The organism is Methanosarcina sediminis (assembly GCF_052056915.1).
Lineage (GTDB): Archaea > Halobacteriota > Methanosarcinia > Methanosarcinales > Methanosarcinaceae > MTP4.
On the sequence record NZ_CP195119.1, the window covers coordinates 1522645 to 1540376 of the forward strand.

Annotated in this window: 13 protein-coding genes; 11 read left to right on the forward strand and 2 right to left on the reverse strand. The window is 48.6% G+C overall.

Annotated features, from left to right (window positions below; genetic code table 11):
• The first annotated feature begins 127 nt into the window (after positions 1-127).
• From cdhD to ACSAZK_RS06345, 8 genes are all read left to right on the forward strand, one after another.
• Positions 128-1435 (forward strand): CO dehydrogenase/acetyl-CoA synthase subunit delta, encoded by a 1308-nt coding sequence (gene cdhD, locus ACSAZK_RS06310; RefSeq protein WP_440956523.1) that lies wholly within the window; start codon positions 128-130, stop codon positions 1433-1435.
• A gap of 3 nt (positions 1436-1438) precedes the next feature.
• Complete coding sequence (gene acsC / locus ACSAZK_RS06315) at positions 1439-2848, forward strand: acetyl-CoA decarbonylase/synthase complex subunit gamma (RefSeq protein WP_440956517.1); 1410 nt, start codon at positions 1439-1441, stop codon at positions 2846-2848.
• Between the two features lie 415 nt (positions 2849-3263).
• A complete protein-coding gene (locus ACSAZK_RS06320) occupies positions 3264-4301 on the forward strand; it encodes a 60S ribosomal export protein NMD3 (RefSeq protein ID WP_440956524.1) in 1038 nt (345 codons plus the stop codon).
• A 137-nt stretch (positions 4302-4438) separates the two neighbouring features.
• Positions 4439-5635 (forward strand): ATP-grasp domain-containing protein, encoded by a 1197-nt coding sequence (locus ACSAZK_RS06325; RefSeq protein ID WP_440956525.1) that lies wholly within the window; start codon positions 4439-4441, stop codon positions 5633-5635.
• A gap of 123 nt (positions 5636-5758) precedes the next feature.
• On the forward strand, positions 5759-6253 hold the full coding sequence (locus ACSAZK_RS06330) for a transcription factor (protein ID WP_440957116.1): 495 nt from the start codon (positions 5759-5761) through the stop codon (positions 6251-6253).
• A 15-nt stretch (positions 6254-6268) separates the two neighbouring features.
• A complete protein-coding gene (locus ACSAZK_RS06335) occupies positions 6269-6781 on the forward strand; it encodes a TIGR00295 family protein (RefSeq protein ID WP_440956526.1) in 513 nt (170 codons plus the stop codon).
• 439 nt (positions 6782-7220) lie between these two features.
• Positions 7221-7853 carry an archaeal proteasome endopeptidase complex subunit beta gene (psmB, locus tag ACSAZK_RS06340; RefSeq protein WP_048177869.1) on the forward strand — a complete coding sequence of 211 codons (633 nt, stop codon included), beginning with the start codon at positions 7221-7223 and terminating at the stop codon, positions 7851-7853.
• A gap of 118 nt (positions 7854-7971) precedes the next feature.
• Positions 7972-9885, forward strand: a complete 1914-nt coding sequence (locus tag ACSAZK_RS06345; RefSeq protein WP_440956527.1) for a beta-CASP ribonuclease aCPSF1 — start codon at positions 7972-7974, stop codon at positions 9883-9885.
• A gap of 213 nt (positions 9886-10098) precedes the next feature.
• Here the strand turns inward: ACSAZK_RS06345 and ACSAZK_RS06350 are convergent, their stop codons facing one another.
• The gene (locus tag ACSAZK_RS06350; protein WP_440956528.1) at positions 10099-10755 is read right to left on the reverse strand and encodes an HAD family hydrolase; all 657 of its coding nucleotides are present in this window, start codon (positions 10753-10755) and stop codon (positions 10099-10101) included.
• Positions 10756-11625: 870 nt separating this feature from the next.
• On the opposite strand from ACSAZK_RS06350, the gene ftsZ reads away from it, so the two are divergent.
• The 3 genes from ftsZ (at position 11626) to ACSAZK_RS06365 (ending at position 15225) form a co-directional block, all read left to right on the forward strand.
• Positions 11626-12804: a cell division protein FtsZ gene (gene ftsZ / locus ACSAZK_RS06355; RefSeq protein WP_440956529.1), complete on the forward strand. Its 1179-nt coding sequence runs from the start codon at positions 11626-11628 to the stop codon at positions 12802-12804.
• Positions 12805-12991: 187 nt separating this feature from the next.
• Complete coding sequence (locus ACSAZK_RS06360; protein WP_440956530.1) at positions 12992-14473, forward strand: dihydropteroate synthase-like protein; 1482 nt, start codon at positions 12992-12994, stop codon at positions 14471-14473.
• A 293-nt stretch (positions 14474-14766) separates the two neighbouring features.
• Positions 14767-15225 (forward strand): hypothetical protein, encoded by a 459-nt coding sequence (locus ACSAZK_RS06365; protein WP_440956531.1) that lies wholly within the window; start codon positions 14767-14769, stop codon positions 15223-15225.
• A 442-nt stretch (positions 15226-15667) separates the two neighbouring features.
• Here ACSAZK_RS06365 and ACSAZK_RS06370 read toward each other — a convergent pair whose 3' ends face one another.
• Positions 15668-17701, reverse strand: a complete 2034-nt coding sequence (locus ACSAZK_RS06370) for a sodium-translocating pyrophosphatase (RefSeq protein ID WP_440957117.1) — start codon at positions 17699-17701, stop codon at positions 15668-15670.
• Positions 17702-17732 lie beyond the last annotated feature (31 nt).

The following is a 17732-nucleotide window of genomic DNA, read 5'->3' on the forward strand; positions in this document are numbered from 1 at the left end:
TCCGGGGATACTGGGCCCTATGGCATATAACTGAGATTTAAGCGGATCTTTATAGTCCATAAAAAACGCATCACATTAACTCAGTCACTCATAAAAACGGATAATAAACTGAAATGGTGAGGTTTACATGGCAAAGAAGATGAAATTAACTGACATTACAGACATGTTTGCGGGCATGGACGTAGAAGCCCTCGAAGGTGTTACTATTGAAGGGGACATTGAACTTGACCTCAGTTCCCTTGGCGGTGGCTTTGACCCGATGCTCGCTGCAGCCCTAGGACAGGAGAGCGCAGTACTTGCCCAGCACTTCGCAAGAATTGCAGGCATGTTCGGATACCCTGTAGGTATTGGAGCAGGAGCCCCTGCCCCGGCCGCTGCCCTTGCTGCCCCGAAGTTTAAGGATCTTATCCCTGCCAAATTCGACGTTGCAAACATGGCAGATTGGGCAACCCCAATCCAGGAAGTCAGGATAGGTAACACATCAGCAGACGGTGGAAGCCGTGGAAAGGCAGTGCACGTTGGTGGCGAGAAGGCCCTTCCGTTCTACTTCGACGCGGAGATGCCTAACAGGAACCAGGTTACAATCGACGTATTCGATATGCGAATCGGCCTTGCAAAGGCTGTAAAGCAGAACTACGACGAAGTCATGGACAGCCCAGGAGAATGGGCAAAGAAGAACGTTGAACAGTTCAACGCCGACATGATAACAATACACCTGATTTCAACAGACCCGCTAATCAAGGACACACCGGCAAAGGAAGCAGCCAAGGTTGTAGAAGAAGTCCTGCAGGCAGTTGACGTGCCAATCGCGATAGGGGGATCAGGGAACCCACAGAAGGACCCGGAAGTCCTCGCAAAAGCAGCAGAAGTTGCAGAAGGCGAGCGCTGCCTCCTTGCATCGGCAAGCCTGAACCTGGACTATGCAGCAATCGCAGAGGCCGCATTAAAGTACGACCACGATGTGCTTTCCTGGACGCAGCTGGACATGAACTCCCAGAAGGAACTCAACAGGAAGCTCATGAAGCAGTGCAACGTGCCCAGGGAAAGAATCATCATGGACCCGACCACTGCAGCACTCGGATATGGTCTCGACTACGCTTACACCAACATGGAGCGTATCAGACTTGCAGCCCTTATGGGTGACGACGAACTGACATTCCCAATGTCCTCAGGTACCACCAACGCATGGGGTGCACGTGAGTCCTGGATGGTTAGCTCCCCACTCAAGGAAGACTCCGACTGGGGCCCGAGAGAATACAGAGGCCCGATCTGGGAGATTATCACCGGTCTGTCCCTTGCACTTGCAGGAAACGACCTATTCATGATGATGCACCCGACATCGGTTGCTTTCCTGAAGAAGGCCACGCAGACCCTGTTCGGTTCGATAGATGCAGAGCCTGTTGACATTTCCAACTGGATAGCAGCGGAGGTGTAAACAATGAAAATAAACAGCCCATTACAAGCCTACAAGTACCTGCCCCAGACAAACTGTGGAGAATGTGGGGAACCCACCTGTATGGCCTTTGCATCAAAGCTGATAGACAGGTCCGGTAAGACGGCAGATTGTCCACCCCTGGTTAAGGAAAAGAAGTTCGCAAAGAAGCTCGCAGAACTAGAAGGCCTCCTTGCTCCTGAAATCCGTGAAGTGATCATCGGTGTAGGCGAGAAAGCAGCAAAGATCGGTGGGGACGATGTCCTGTACCGCCACAAGCTCACCTTCTTCAACAAGACGAAGATGTTCTTCGATGTGGCAGACAACATGGAAGAAGCGGCCCTTGTGGAGAGAGTAAAGCAGATTGCTGACTTCAGGAAGTTCTATGTAGGGAACTACCTCCTCCTTGACGGTGTCGCAGTAAGGGCAGCCTCCGGAGACCCCGCAAAGTTTGCCGCAGCCGTCAAGAAGGTAGCAGAGACAACAGATCTCCCATTAATCCTCTGTTCCTTCGATCCTGCAGTCCTTAAAGCAGGCCTTGAAGTAGTAAAGGACAAGAACCCACTGCTTTATGCCGCAAACAAGGACAACTGGAAGGAAGTAGGAGAACTTGCCCTAGAGTACAAGGTGCCTGTGGTAGTTTCTGCACTCAATGACCTTGATGCCCTCAAGACCCTCGCAAAGACCTTTGCAGAGGCAGGCATTCAGGACATTGTCCTTGACCCCGGAACCGTTCCGGTAGGCAAGGGCCTGAAGAACACATTCACCAACTTCCTGAAGATCAGGAGAGCAGGAATCGATGGGGACGTTGAGATTGCATACCCGATACTGGCCCTTCCCTTCACAGCCTGGATGGCAGGAATAGAGGACCCTGTAAGTGCATCATACTGGGAAACCGTGATGGCTTCGATGTTCACCATCAGATACGGCGACATAATGATCCTACACAGCATGGAGCCATATGCCGTACTGCCTGAGATGCACCTGGTAGACACAATCTACACGGACCCGAGGACCCCTGTAGCCGTTGACGGTGCCATGTACAAGGTAGGAAGCCCGACAGCAGACTCTCCGGTGTTCTTCACAACAAACTTCGCCCTTACCTACTACACGGTAGAGAGCGACATTGCTTCCAACGGAATAGACTGCTGGCTGCTTGCAGTTGACACCGACGGGATCGGCGTGGAAGCTGCCGTTGCCGGGGGCCAGCTGACCGCCGACAAGGTAAAGGACGCCTTTGATAAGTCGGACTTCGACCTTAAGAAGGACGTCAACCACAACACCGTTATCATTCCGGGTCTGTCAGCTCGCCTGCAGGGCGACCTTGAGGACTCACTCAGTGCAAGCATCAAGGTAGGCCCAATGGACTCCGGTCGTATCCCCGGCTGGATGGAAAAGAACTGGCCACCACAGTAAATACGAAAACGAATTTGAATATTAATATTCCGTGTCACTATGACACGGATTTTTTTCTATTTTTTTATTCAGTTACGAAAGAAAGTTTCGGAAGGGCTCACCCCCGATTTCAAATCCAAAAAACGACAAAAACGAACCTCCATTTTTCACACAACAATTACCGGACAAAGTTCCGGTTCCGAACAAAGTTTTCCTCGTCGTGAAAAGAACCCTGCCGTGCAGGAACTGACTCATGCAAAGGGACTTTACGAAAAGCGGGGCTTAAGGGTAAGAGAAAGCCACGGTTTAGTCGTGGGAGTAGTCACTCCTTACAGTTAAATAGTATAACCGTACTTAAACTGGTGGATCGTTCAGGTTCTCGTATAGCCTTCTTTCCCGAACGAAAAGCCAAAGAACATTTTAGCAAGGATTACAGATGAATTACGTAATATGCCCAAAATGCGGCAGAGAATGTGAGAAACTCCTTGATTCCGTTTGCAGGGACTGCTTCTTTGAAAACTTCAAACTTATCGAACTTCCCCTGGTCATAAGCCTTAGGATCTGTTCCCGCTGCGGTGCGTACTTTCATAAAAGCCGCTGGGAAGATTTCGGCAATCTGGGAGAAGTGGTGGAAAAAGACGTAGAAGACGCCCTCTTAATCCATGAGGAAGCAGAGGATATTGAAATCTACCTTGAACCCAGGCAGCTTACGCCTTACATATATATTGTGAGGGTGGAGGTCGATGCCCTGGTAAGGGGAGAAAACATACATGCCGAAGCCGAAACCGAGGTAAGGGTCCGCAGGGAAGCCTGCGACATGTGCAGCAGGGAAGCCGGCGGGTACTTTGAAGCAATTATTCAGGTCAGGGCAACAGGGAGACTCCCCACCGAAGAGGAGAAGAGGCGTTCCGTTGCAATAGCAAGGGAAACCATGCAACAGATGAAGAAAAAAGGAGACCGCCTTGCCTTCATCACCGACACCCAGGAACTCAAAGAAGGGGCAGACCTTTACATGGGTTCCATGAACGCCAGCAAACAGGTCTGCCGGCTCATTACTTCGGAAATGGGGGGCAGCTATTCCGAATCCCCGAGCCTGGTGGGAATGAAAGACGGAAAAAACGTCTACCGAATAACATATTCCATGCGCCTTCCCGAGTTTAGGTCCGGGGACGTAATAAGGTACAGGGAAAAAGTAATCGAGATCAAGAATTCCGGGAAAAGGATTAACGGTATATATCTGGAAGACGGGTCCCGCTTCACAATCCCCGCGGAGGAACTGAAAGGTGCTGAAAAGGTGGCACATATCAACGATGCGGTCATGACCGTGCTGGTCTCCATCGAAGAACACGCAATCCTGGTGCTTGACCCCAGTACCTATGAAACCGTTGCCATAAAAAAACCGGTTTCCTTCAGTGCCGGAGCCGGGAGCGAGATCCCTGTCCTGAAGACCCTGTACGGGCTTTTTGCCCTGTAAAGCTGTGACTTTCCTCAAAAAAATGAAAGACAGAAAAAAATGAAAGGCCTAAAATGGGATCCGGAAAAAATAAAATAGGGAAAAAGGAACCCTGAACAAAAATCCGGAAAAAATAGAGGAAAGAGAAAGGGAAAAACATGCAGAATATCCTGATAATCGGCTTTGACACCCGCAACATTGTATGTTCCGCAAAAAGGGCAGGATATACTGTCTGCTCCATTGACGCCTTCAGGGACCATGACCTCCGAAAATGTACATACGCTTCGGCCCTGCTTGAGTGCAGGGACCCGAGAGAACTTCGGAAACTTGACCCTGCCCGCATCCTGGAGCGGATGGAAGGCTTCGGCCTGGATTTCGATGCTGTGGTCCCGGGATCAGGGCTTGAATACCTCGACTGCCGGAATTTCCCCTGCCCCGTGCTTGCCAGCAGTCCCCAAGCCGTTAGGGAAGCTTCTGACAAGCGGCGCCTGGCAAAAAGGCTTGAAACCCTGGGGATCCCACATCCTGCATGCTATTCCCCGGAAGAGACCGATGCAATCGAATTTCCGGTAATGCTCAAGCCTGCGGCAGGAGGGGGAGGAATATTTAACAGGGTTGCCAGAAACCGGGAAGAATTTCAGGCTGTGCTCGAGGAGTTCTCACTCCTGGACCCGACAGGAGAAACGGACATAATGGTTCAGGAATTCCTTGAAGGTACCCCGTCAAGTGTCTCCTTACTTGCAACGGAAAAAGAAGCCCTGTCCCTCGCCGTAAACGAACAGCTTATCGGGACCCCCTGGCTTTCGAGGATGCCTTTTGCCTACTGCGGGAACGTTACCCCTTTCAGGACGGAACATGCAGGGGAAATGGAAAAACTGGCAGAAGAACTGATGCTCGAATTCGGGCTCCTCGGTTCAAACGGCGTGGATTTCCTGCTTACGGAAAAAGGGCCGGTGGTGCTTGAAATAAACCCCAGGTTCCAGGGAAGTCTGGATACGGTTGAAAGAGCCACGGACCTGAACCTTTTCGAAGCCCATGTAAACTGTTTCCGCGGGGAGATTCCGGAAAAACCATCAGTAAAACGTTTTGCTGCCAGGGGAGTTCTCTATTCGGATCGAGAACTTTTTATAGACCGGACACTCATGGACGTCATCCTCGGGGAAGAAAGTGCGGACATCCCCTGCTCGGGATCCGTTGCCGGGCCTGACGAGCCGCTGACATCTCTCTTCGCATGTGCCCCAACCGGGGAAGAAGCCCTGCACTCCCTTAAAGAGGGGGCAGAGAGAATAAAAGATTTTATTGACAGAGAAATGGAAAAACAGGGGGAGTACCTGAGCCCTGCCGGGAAGACCTGAAGCAGGGGTATGCTTCTGCATGCCGAGATATCTCGGGCTGAGGAAAGCTCCGGAAAAGTATCCGGAATGTAAACTTTAATACTGGGATGTCCCATTCTTATAAGGATTCACGAGGTGAACATGTTGATCGACTTAAAAGATAAGGTTATTCGAGGGTACCTTATGAGCCTTGTAGGGGAAGAAGGGCTCAAGATGATTGAGAACATGCCCGAAGGCGAAGTTACGGACGAAGAAATTGCTGAAAAAAGCGGGGTTTTGCTAAATACGGTAAGAAGAACTCTATTCATACTTTACGAGAACAAATTTGCAATAGTTGCAAGGGAGCGGGATTCCAACAGCGGTTGGCTTACATACCTCTGGCACCTCAACTTTTCGGACATAGAACACCAGCTGATGAGGGAAAAGAAAAAGCTGATGAGAAACCTGAAAACCCGCCTTGATTTTGAAGAAGGCAACGTATTTTATGTCTGCCCCCAGGGCTGTGTTCGCCTCCTCTTTGACGAAGCCACGGAAACCGAGTTTCTCTGTCCGATGTGCGGAGAAGACCTTGTTTACTATGACAACAGCGTCTTCGTAGAAGCCCTTAGAAAACGCCTGGAGGCCCTGAGTTCCGCCTGAAAGGAGTCTCACGTATTGATCTCAAGAACAAGAGCTATCAGGATACTCGAAAAGGCAGGTTGTTCCCCAAAAGTAATAGAACACTGCAAGACAGTAGCTTTACTGGCTGTTGAAATCGCAGAGAAAATCAGGGCAAATGGAAAGGAAGTGGACATCCGGCTGGTGGAAGCAGGAGCCCTGATGCACGATCTTGGGCGTTGCAGAACACACGGAATATCTCATGCTGTTGAAGGATTCGAGCTGGCCAGGGAACTGGGACTTGACCCGAAAATTGCAGAGATCATAAAAAGGCATATCGGAGCCGGGATTTCAGAGGAGGAAGCAGAAGAGATAGGGCTTCCAGCCTATGATTATTTTCCCCGGAGCCTGGAAGAAAAGATCGTCGCCCATGCAGACAACCTTGTCGGGGGCACGAGAAGGATAACGATTGAAGAAAGGGTCGGCAGAATGCAGAAAAAGCATATCGGCAAAGAAGTGACCCTGAGAGTTGAAAAACTCGCAGAAGAAATAGAGGAAATTTCCTGCTAATTAAAGCGCATCTGCATGGAACGTTTTTATGAGACGGTTGAATCTCTGCGAAAAGGTTCTATAAGAAGGTTGTATCAAACGGTTCTAAAACGAACCTATGAAAATACACTTCTAAAAAGTTTCTTTGCCGGAAGGGCCTTTAAAGGAAACCTGCAGGTTGCATTTGTAAGACTGCATCTGTGAGACGAAAAAGACCCCCTAGAATTTTTTTCGGAAGCAGTCTCCTGAAGATACATTAAAACACTATTATTAAAAAAATCAGAGGAAAAGTTATATATATCGAAATTAATAATGAGATAATGGGTTGCTAAATCTTGCAGTTCAAACTAAGAATTGAATTGCCGAATCCTGCAATTCAAGCTAAAAATGCTCACCTCAACCAAAACATTTTTTTTAGCAACATTTTCTCATTTTAAAGTTTAATTATGAGGGTATGTTTATGGATAATGAGAAATATCTGAAGGGCACAACTACCGTAGGAGTAGTATGTACCGACGGGATAGTGCTCGCAAGCGAGCAGAGAGCCACAATGGGGAACTTCATTGCAAGTAAAACTGCAAAGAAAGTTTACCAGATAGACGACCTGGTTGGGATGACAACTGCCGGTTCTGTCGGCGACGCCCAGCAGCTGGTTCGGCTTATCAGTGTGGAGTCGAAACTCTATAAGATGCGCAGGAACGAATCAATGACAATCAAAGGGATCACTACTTTGATGTCCAACTTACTTAGTGCAAACCGCTATTACCCACTGATGGTTCAGCTCCTTATCGGAGGCATGGACAAGAATGGGCCTTCCATTTATTCCCTGGACCCGCTGGGAGGAAGCATTGAAGAGACAAAGATCTCAGCCACAGGTTCCGGTTCACCCATGGCTTACGGCGTCCTTGAAGACCACTACAGGGAAGACATGACAGTAGAAGAAGGGCTTGACCTTGCAGTCCGGGCGATCCATAACTCAATGAAAAGGGACTCCGCTTCCGGAGAAAACGTTGATGCGGTTGTAATCACAAAGGAGACATTCACAAGGCTGGATCCGGAAGCTATAAAGGCCAAGAGGGCATTATTCAACTAACAAAAAAATTAAACTGTTGGTTGTTTATTTTAAAATATAAACTAACATCTTTTTACCAATACAATTTTTTTCCATCATTTTACATTTTTTGATTTTTTGACAAAAAGGAAGATTTTTAATGCCTATTGAAGACGTGCTATTAGACCTCAAAAAGAAAATTGAGAGAAATCTGCCGGCAGGAGTTACGATAACCGACGTCGAATTCGAGGGGCCCCAGCTCGTACTTTATACAGAAGAACCCCGCAAATTCGCTGACGACGGAAATATCATCCGCAACCTGGCAAAGGAACTCCGGACACGCATTGCCATGCGCCCGGACCCGAGGGTGCTTGCAACTCCCGAAGACTCTATTTCTATCATCGAAGAAGTTGTTCCAAAGGAATCCGTAATCTCAAGTTACTACTTTGATCCTGACTCCGGAGAAGTGATTATAGAAGCCGAAAAGCCGGGACTTGTAATCGGAAAACACGGTGCAACTCTCCGTGAGATCACAAAACAGATCGGGTGGATCCCCAAGGTCGCCAGGACTCCGCCTATTAAATCCAGAACGGTAAAAAACATAAGGGAGTTCATGAGGAACAACCTCAAGGAAAGGAAGGAAATCCTGAAAACCGTGGGGAGGAAGATCCACAGGGAGTGTACCTCAAAAGACCAGTGGGTCAGGGTCACCACACTAGGGGGATGCAAAGAAGTCGGAAGGAGCTGTTTCCTTCTCTCAACCCCGGAGTCCAGGGTCCTGATTGACTGCGGAGTCAACGTAGGTTCCGACGAGAATATGACCCCTTTCCTCTATGTCCCGGAAGTTTTTCCCCTTAACCAGATCGATGCTGTGATAGTAACTCACGCCCACCTGGACCACCAGGGCCTGGTCCCACTGCTTTTCAAATACGGTTATGAGGGGCCTGTTTACTGCACCCCTCCCACCAGGGACCTGATGGTGCTGCTCCAGCTTGACTACATCGACGTGGCAGCAAAAGAAGGGAAGAAGATCCCCTACGAATCAGCGATGATCACAAAGACCCTCAAACACACTCTCCCCCTGGACTACGAAGAGGTTACGGACATTGCCCCGGACATCAAACTGACCTTCCACAACGCAGGCCACATCCTGGGCTCAGCAATTTCCCACTTCCATATTGGGGACGGGCTCCACAATGTGGTCTTCACCGGGGACTACAAGTACGAAAAGACCAGGCTCTTTGACCCTGCAGTCAACAGGTTCCCCAGGGTTGAGACCGTCATTTCGGAAGCCACATACGGGAATGCAAACGCCTTCCAGCCAGCTCTCCGGGACTCTGAAAAGAACCTCCAGCGGATTGTTAAGGAAACCATTGAGAGAGGAGGGCTTGTCCTGATTCCGGCTTTTGCGGTAGGACGCAGCCAGGAAGTCATGATCGTGCTCGAGGAGTCCATAAGGAAAGGAATCATCCCCAATATCCCTGTCTACCTGGACGGGATGATCTGGGAAGCCACCGCGATCCATGCGACTCACCCCGAATACCTGAACAACGACCTGAGGAAACTGATCTTCCAGAAGGGCCAGAACCCCTTCCTTGCAGAGTGTTTCAAGCCCGTGGACTCCCACGATATGCGCCAGAAGATCATCCAGAACCCACACCCCTGTGTCATCCTCTCCACCTCCGGTATGATGAACGGCGGACCGGTCATGGACTACTTCAGGAATTTTGCAGGCGACGCCCGCAATACCCTTGTGTTTGTAGGGTACCAGGCTGACGGGACAACCGGGCGCAGGATCCAGAAAGGCTGGAAGGAAATCCCCATGACCGGAAAGAACGGAAGCACCGAAATCCTCAAAATGAACATGGAAGTGCAGGTCGTGGACGGCTTTTCCGGACACTCGGACAGAAGACAGCTCATGGACTACATCAAGAAAATGCAGCCCCGTCCCGAAAGGGTCTTCACCGAACACGGGGAAGAAAAGGCCTGTATCGACCTTGCAAGTTCGATTTACAAGAAACTGAAGATCGAGACCAGGGCACTTACAAATCTGGAAACCGTAAGGCTGCTGTGACCTCCCCCGGGAGAGTCACCCCTTTTCTATTTCTTATTTTCTTTTTCCATAAAAACAGAATGTTTTGCAAAGAAAACGTGTTCAGGGTATGAATTAGAACTGTTTTTAAAGTTAGTAAAACTATTTTCAAAGCTATTCAAGCTGTTTTAAGCTATTCAAGCTGTTTTAAGCTATTCAAGCTGTTTTAAGCTATTCAAGCTGTTTTAAAAGAGATTAGATAGAAGGAGAAGAGTCCAGGCTCAGCAGGTGCTCCATGAGTTCCCTGTGACCACCTACCACCAGGTCAGCCCGGTCCAGCTGCTCAAAATCGACATATGTGGGGACTCCGATGCAGTAAATGTCCGCCCTCTTTGCTGATTCCACCCCAAAAATAGCATTTTCGATTACCAGGCATTCTTCTTTCCTGACCTGCAGGAGTTCGACAGCTTTCAGGAAGGGATCCGGATGGGGCTTTGCATAGATAACATCATCTCCCGTGACCACGGCATCGAAGACCCCCGGAAAAAGCTGGTTCAAGATTCCGTTAACGATCAGCCTGTCCGAGCCTGAGACCACTGAGAGGAGGTAGCGGCTTTTCAGGGTTTCAAGGCACTCTTTCATCCCATCGAAAGCCTTTAGCTCAAAGATCTTTCCAAACTCCTGACGGTAGATTGCGGTGATTTCTTCAAAATCAAAAGCTTCAGGGTCTTCCCCTGCACATCTGATAAGCAGGGGCAACCCGGTGTTAGGGTTTGAACCTTCGATTGCATAGATATCTTCATCCCGGATTTCCATGCCCATTTCCAGAAAAGCTCTTTTCCAGGCAGCCGCGTGAAAGGGCATTGAATCCACAAGGACGCCATCCATATCAAAAATTAACGCTTTTAACACTATTTTAGCCTCATTGAGAAGGTTTGATAAAGTAGGAATAGTTTTCAGGTTTTAAAGCTTTCCCGGAGTATTATTTGAATTGTTATTCGTGAACTACCCCCTGCCAGCTACATCTGTCGAGAAAGGGAGAGGACTTTAGGAGATAATTTAGAAGAAAGAGGAATAATAAAAGGAGAAAGTTGAGCCATAAAGAATTGTACCTGTACGTTATATTTTGAGAAATATTTTGAGAAATATTTTAATTAAGTTATGTAACATCCTATAAAAAAATTCAAAGACAACCTTCAAATTTTTGGCAGGTACCACAAAACATATAAATTTAAGGATTCTATTTAAATACTAACAATATAAACGATTTCATCGAATTTGAAATTAGGGACTTAAATGCCCCGGAACTTGAGTAAAAATAGAATTAGTAGTATATATACCAAATAAAAAAACGTAAAAAATATAAATAAACAAAAAAACAAAAAATTTGCCCTGACACATCAGGACAGAGAAATTTTCCTCAGAAATGAGATACTTCGTGGAAGGTTTCGACAATTGCATATAAGGTTTTCGGCACATTTCAGGTTAATGTTATCCACAAATCCCTGGATTCGGGATGGGAAAAGGAAACACGTATAAAATTGATGGGTGACATATATAAACTTGATATACAATTTAAGTATAATCCTTAAATAGGCCCAAAATATTTAAGTTTAGTTGAGTGCCGGTTTCTTAAAAATGACATATGGAAATAATGACAGATGTTATATTAGTTGTCTCTCAAATTCACTCAATAGTATTCCAAAATAATTGACCTCCTGAACACAGGGTGGGGAGTTGAAGGAACACAATTATTAAAAAATATCCAGCCGAGGGGATGAATTGCAATCTATAGTACAGGAAGCAATGAAATATACTGAAAAAGAGAAGGAATTCCGGAAAAAAGCGGCATCCGATGAAGATTTTGAAGAATTTGGCCAGCCGAGGATCATGATCGTAGGCTGCGGGGGTGCCGGGAACAACACCATAAACCGACTCTACAATATAGGGATTGAAGGTGCGGAAACCGTCTGCATCAACACTGACAAGCAGCACCTGGACAACGTGAGGGCTGACAAGAAGATCCTGGTGGGAAAAACCCTCACAAGGGGTCTGGGAGCCGGCGGGTACCCCGAAACCGGGAAGAAAGCCGCCGAACTTGCAAGAGGCACTCTTGAAGAAGTATTAAAAGACGCTGACCTTGTATTCGTTACCGCAGGCCTCGGGGGAGGTACCGGGACCGGTGTTGCCCCTGTAGTCGCAGAAGTCGCAAAAGAGCAGGGAGCCATCGTAGTAGGCATGGTCTCCAGCCCCTTCAGGGTTGAGAGAGCCCGCACTGTCAAAGCAGAGGAAGGACTTGAAGAATTCCGCCGGGCAGCGGACACTGTGATCGTCCTGGACAACAACAGGCTGCTCGACTACGTGCCCAACCTGCCAATCGACCAGGCCTTCTCAGTCATGGACCAGCTCATTTCCGAAACCGTGAAAGGCATAACCGAAACTATCACCGTGCCTTCCCTGATAAACCTTGACTACGCCGACATCAGGACCATCATGAGCTGCGGCGGGGTTGCCGTAATGCTCGTGGGCGAGTCCAAGAGCCAGGACAAGAGCACGGAAGTAGTGCGGACTGCCCTGAACCACCCTCTGCTTGACGTCGATTACAAGGGTGCAAGCGGAAGCCTGGTGCATGTGACCGGAGGGCCGGACCTGAGCCTGAAGGAAGCAGAAGAAATCGCCTCCATGCTCACCTACGAACTTTCATCCAACGCCAATGTCATCTGGGGCGCAAGAATCAGGGACGATTACGAGGGCAAGGTCCGTGTTATGGCAATCATGACCGGCGTCCAGTCAGCCCAGATCCTCGGTCCCCAGGCAGGTGCCGGCATCCTGGAACCCCAGAGCGAAGCCGAAGCCTTCCGGGCAAAAAGGTTAGGAAGAGTGAACCAGAACTCCAGAAGGGGAGAAATGGGTGAAATAAGGAAAAAGAACGACAATTCGATCATTGACTTCATAAACTAAAACAGGTTCAGGCAAAAGCCCGGAAACTCTGCTTCGGGTCCGGAAGGGCCCAATCCCTGCGACAATGCAAGAGTAAGACGCAAAAGAGCCGGGAAAACTCTTTCGAGCAGGGGAAGCAGCTGCAAGCAGGAGTACGGGTTTTTCCTGAATAGATACTCTTTTTAATTAGCGGTTCTATGTAAAAAACATGGATACTTTAATTGCAACCGGGAGGCTTGCAGAAAATACCGTGAGGAAAGCGGCCGGGAAAAAAGCCGACGTCCTTGTTGTTGACATAGACATCGCCGCCTTCATCACTCCTAAAAAACTATTAAAAGCCTTCCAGGAAGCGAATTTTTCAAAAAAAATCGAACTTATCCTGGTACCGGGACTGGTTGCGGGAGATTTTTCAAAAGTTTCTGAAGAACTCGGCTGCAAAATCCGGCTCGGCCCGAAGCACGCCTACGACCTGGGTTTCGTGCTCCCCTTTGCCGGGAAAGTGGAGTTTTCTAAAACCATCCCTGCATGTGAGCTCCTTGCGGACGTGCGGAGGGAAATGGCCCTGAAGCTCGTAAAGGAAGCCGAAGAAAATGCCCACCCCCTTCTGGCCCTAAGGGAAGTAAAACTCGGAGGCGGAGCTCGCATGAAGGTCATGGGAGAAATTGTAGGAGCTGCCGAGCTTGACCCCGGAACCCTTGAAAGGAGAATCGAAGCTTTTATCGCCCGGGGCGCGGACATCATCGACCTTGGAGCTTCCCTGAACACCGAGCCCGGGCAGGTAGGCAGAGTGGTCGCCCTGGCAAAAACCCGGACAGGAGTCCCAATTAGCGTCGACACCCTCGACCCCGTACTTATCAAAGAAGGAATCGAAGCCGGGGCTGACCTGGTCCTGAGCCTGAACGGGACGAACATGCACAGCGCAGGGCCCACTGTGGCAAAAGCAGGAGCATCCGCAGTGGTAATTCCGGATGAAGGAGAGAGCCTGGAAAGCCTTGTCCGGAACATCGAAGCAGCCCGCAGGCTCGGTATTGAAAAAATAATTGCAGACCCTGTCCTTGACCCAATAGGGCACAACATCACGGAGTCAATTGTCCGCTACAGGGAGTTCCACAGAGACTATCCGGAAATCCCCGTATTCTTCGGGGTGGGAAACGTAACAGAGCTAATGGATGTGGACACCATAGGCGTCAACGCCGCACTTTGCGGAATCGGAGCCGAAGTAGGAGCAAGCATCCTTTTTACCCCAGAATTCAGTGACAAAGCCCAGGGTTCCATAGAAGAGCTGAAAAGGGCTTCCGAAATGATGCAACTTGCAAAAACAAGGGAAAGCTCCCCCAAAGACCTGGGGCTCGACCTCCTCCGGATCAAGGAAAAACGCAGGCGTCCGGACGGCCACCTACCCGAAAATGCAGTTAAGGCAAAGGCTTCGAAAAACTGGCGCTTAGACCCCGCAGGCCCCATCCGCATCTGGATCGTGCCGGACAGGGTTCACGGAAACGGCGGGCTTATCGTGGCTGAACATGAAAAAACCTCAGTGGCAGGAGAAAGCGCAAGAGAAGTCATGGACACCCTGCTCGAGCTCGAACTGATTTCCCGCCTCGACCACGCAGCCTATCTGGGACGAGAGCTTGAAAGGGCGGAACTGGCGCTTCGCTTTAACAGGAGCTACGCCCAGGACGACGAGTTCTGAGCCAAAAAGTAAGGGTATATTTTCTGACGTAATCAACAGATTATTCCGGAAAAAATTCCGTAAATATTCCGGAAAAGTTCCACAGAGAATCCGAAAAGGTTTTAATCGACACAGCCCCCGGCAGGAAATTCCCTCATACCGGAAAAACGGGACAAAACATAATACGTTCAAACAGGACATCTGACATCCAAACACGACCTTCAAACAGGACATCTGACATCCAAACACGACCTTCAAACAGGATCTCTGAAATTCAAACATGGACAAAATGAAACATATCAGGTGTGAAGAAAATGAAACTCGAATGCGAAGACAAGCAGGAAATCTTTGAAATCGTGGCAGCCCGCTATTTCAAGACGCAAAACTGGAAATGGGTAAACCTGAGAACGGAAATCAACAAAATATTCAAAGCTTACGAGGAACTGAACGAACAGTACGCCTCCTATTCCTACGTGAGCCGGGACTGGTACGTGGAAAACATGGGCTCCAAGAACATCCACATGTGCAGCACCTGGGAAGAACTGAAAAACCTGGTCGCTTTCCTGAATACCCATGCCGAAGTCTTTAACTTCCTGGTTAACACGGGAAGCAGGAAATCTTTCTGCATCGTAAGCGACTCAAAAGACCTGACCGAACCCCAGGCAATGGCAATCAAAGAGGTTCAGAAACTGAGCTATAACACCTTTGTCTTCCTGGCCACGGTCCCGGACGAAATAGAATTCCAGCTGCTCCAGGTAAAGGGCGTGAACTGAAACACGCCCCCCTAAAAAACGGACCTCCGAAGGACCCCCAACCTCAGATACTTTCAGGATCACGCAAAAACTCACGAAAAGATAATTTTAACCACTTTCCCTCAGAAATAATATTTTTCATCGGATGCCCGGGACCCTGTAGTTCTACCTGTTTTTGAAATACCCTACCATCTGATAGAATTAATTTACCTTCGGGCAGATTTTGCATATAATTTTTTATTGAACCCGAAATTTAAGTGAATGATATCGGGAAATTTCTGAATATCTGGGAATGACAGCATGGAAAAACCCGAGTGTTGGGGAATATCATCGAGAAAAATCCGAACAAGGAGAAGAGAGATAGAAAAATCCAAACACCAGGGAAAGAACGTCAATCAGGACAAACTTTGAAGAAATAAAAAAATAAAAAAATAAAAAAATAAAAAAGGGGAAAAGTGGGAAATTACAGGATAAACAGGGGTGCAAATACAACAGCCACAATTGTCATGAGCTTAATGAGGATGTTGATTGCAGGACCTGCCGTGTCCTTGAAAGGATCTCCCACAGTATCGCCGGTGACACCTGCCATGTGGGCACCGGAACCTTTTCCGCCGTAGTTTCCTAGTTCAATATACTTCTTTGCGTTGTCCCATGCGCCGCCGGCGTTGGACATCGTGATTGCAAGCATGAAACCTGAAACCACCGAACCTGCAAGAAGTCCGCCAAGTGCACCGGGGCCAAGTATAAGTCCGACTAAAAGCGGGGCTACAACAGCCAGCACACCGGGTGCGAGCATCTCTTTCAGGGCAGAGTGGGTTGAGATTGCAATACATTTCTCGTAATCAGGGTCAGCTTTTCCTTCCATCAGACCTACGATCTCTTTAAACTGCCTCCTCACTTCAACTACGACCTCACCTGCAGCTTTTCCGACTGCCAGGATAGTCATCGAGGAGAAGAGGTACGGAAGCATCGCACCGATAGTAAGCCCTATGAACACACTGGAATCCATGACATCGATAGCGTCGAGACCCACTGCAATCCCGTATGAGGAGAAGAGAGCAAGTGCTGTCAGAGCTGCCGAGCCAATTGCAAAACCTTTCCCGATAGCTGCAGTGGTGTTTCCTACCGCATCAAGGGTATCGGTGATCTCACGGACTTCTTCTTTCTGGTGGGACATCTCCGCAATACCGCCTGCGTTATCTGCGACAGGGCCGTATGCATCGACTGAAAGGGAGATTCCGAGGGTTGCAAGCATTCCCACGGCTGCAATAGCTATGCCGTAGAGACCGGAGAGCTGGAATGCAATATAGATTGTAATAGAGATAATGATTACAGGCCATAGAGTTGATTCCATTCCCTTTGAAAAACCTGTGATGATGTTTGTAGCTGAACCGGTTTCACAGGAATTTGCAATCATAAGAGTTGGCTTCCGTTCATATGATGTGTAGTACTCGGTGATCTGCCCGATGAGGAAACCTGAGAGAAGTCCTGCGACCGTTGCAAAGAAGACATTCAGTCCGTATTCCCCGAGAAGCATATTCGTAACGAAATATGATGCAATAACTGCAATAGCAATTGCGGAGATCAAGCCGGCATTAAACGCCCTGTGGATTGCGGAAGATTCTGTCTTGTTTGTACGGACAAAAAAAGTACCGACGATGGATGCAAGAATTCCAAGGGCCGAAATTAGCAAAGGCACCAGAATAACGTTCTCAACCGCGATTCCGGGGAAAGTAGTTGCTGCTGTTGCGGCTGCAAGAAGCATTGTTGCAAGGATTGAACCGACATATGATTCGTAAAGGTCGGCACCCATTCCGGCAATGTCCCCGACGTTATCTCCGACATTGTCAGCGATTACAGCCGGGTTTCTCGGGTCGTCTTCGGGAATTCCGGCTTCGACCTTTCCAACAAGGTCTGCCCCGACATCAGCAGCTTTGGTAAATATTCCGCCACCGACACGGGCAAAGAGAGCAATGGATGAAGCTCCGAGTGAAAAGCCTGCCAGAATGTTCACAGCGGTTAAGGTGTCCAGGTCCGTAAAAACACTTGTGATGAATATGAATAAAGAAGACAGTCCGAAAAGACCGAGACCTACGACACTCATTCCCATAACAGTACCCGATGCAAATGAAACCTTAAAGGCCGGACCAATACCCTTTGTAGCAGCATTTGTGGTCCTCCCATTCGCACTGGTAGCTGTAAACATCCCTATATATCCGGCTGTCGCGGAAAGCACTGCACCAAGGACAAAACATAACGCAGTGAGGGAGCCATTTGGCAAAATTAACGCGATTACAATTGCAAGTATAACGACAAAAACAGCGATTGCACGGTATTGCCTGTTAAGGTAGACCATGGCCCCACCGTGAATTGACGCGGTTATTTTTTTGATTAGATCGTTGCCTTCGCCTTCTTTTTGGACATTTTTGTAGGACACACCTGCAAAAACCAGACCAATTAGGGCACATATTGGTGCAAGGTAAATTAACATATCCATAAGTTCAACCATCCTGCCGGAGAACTACATA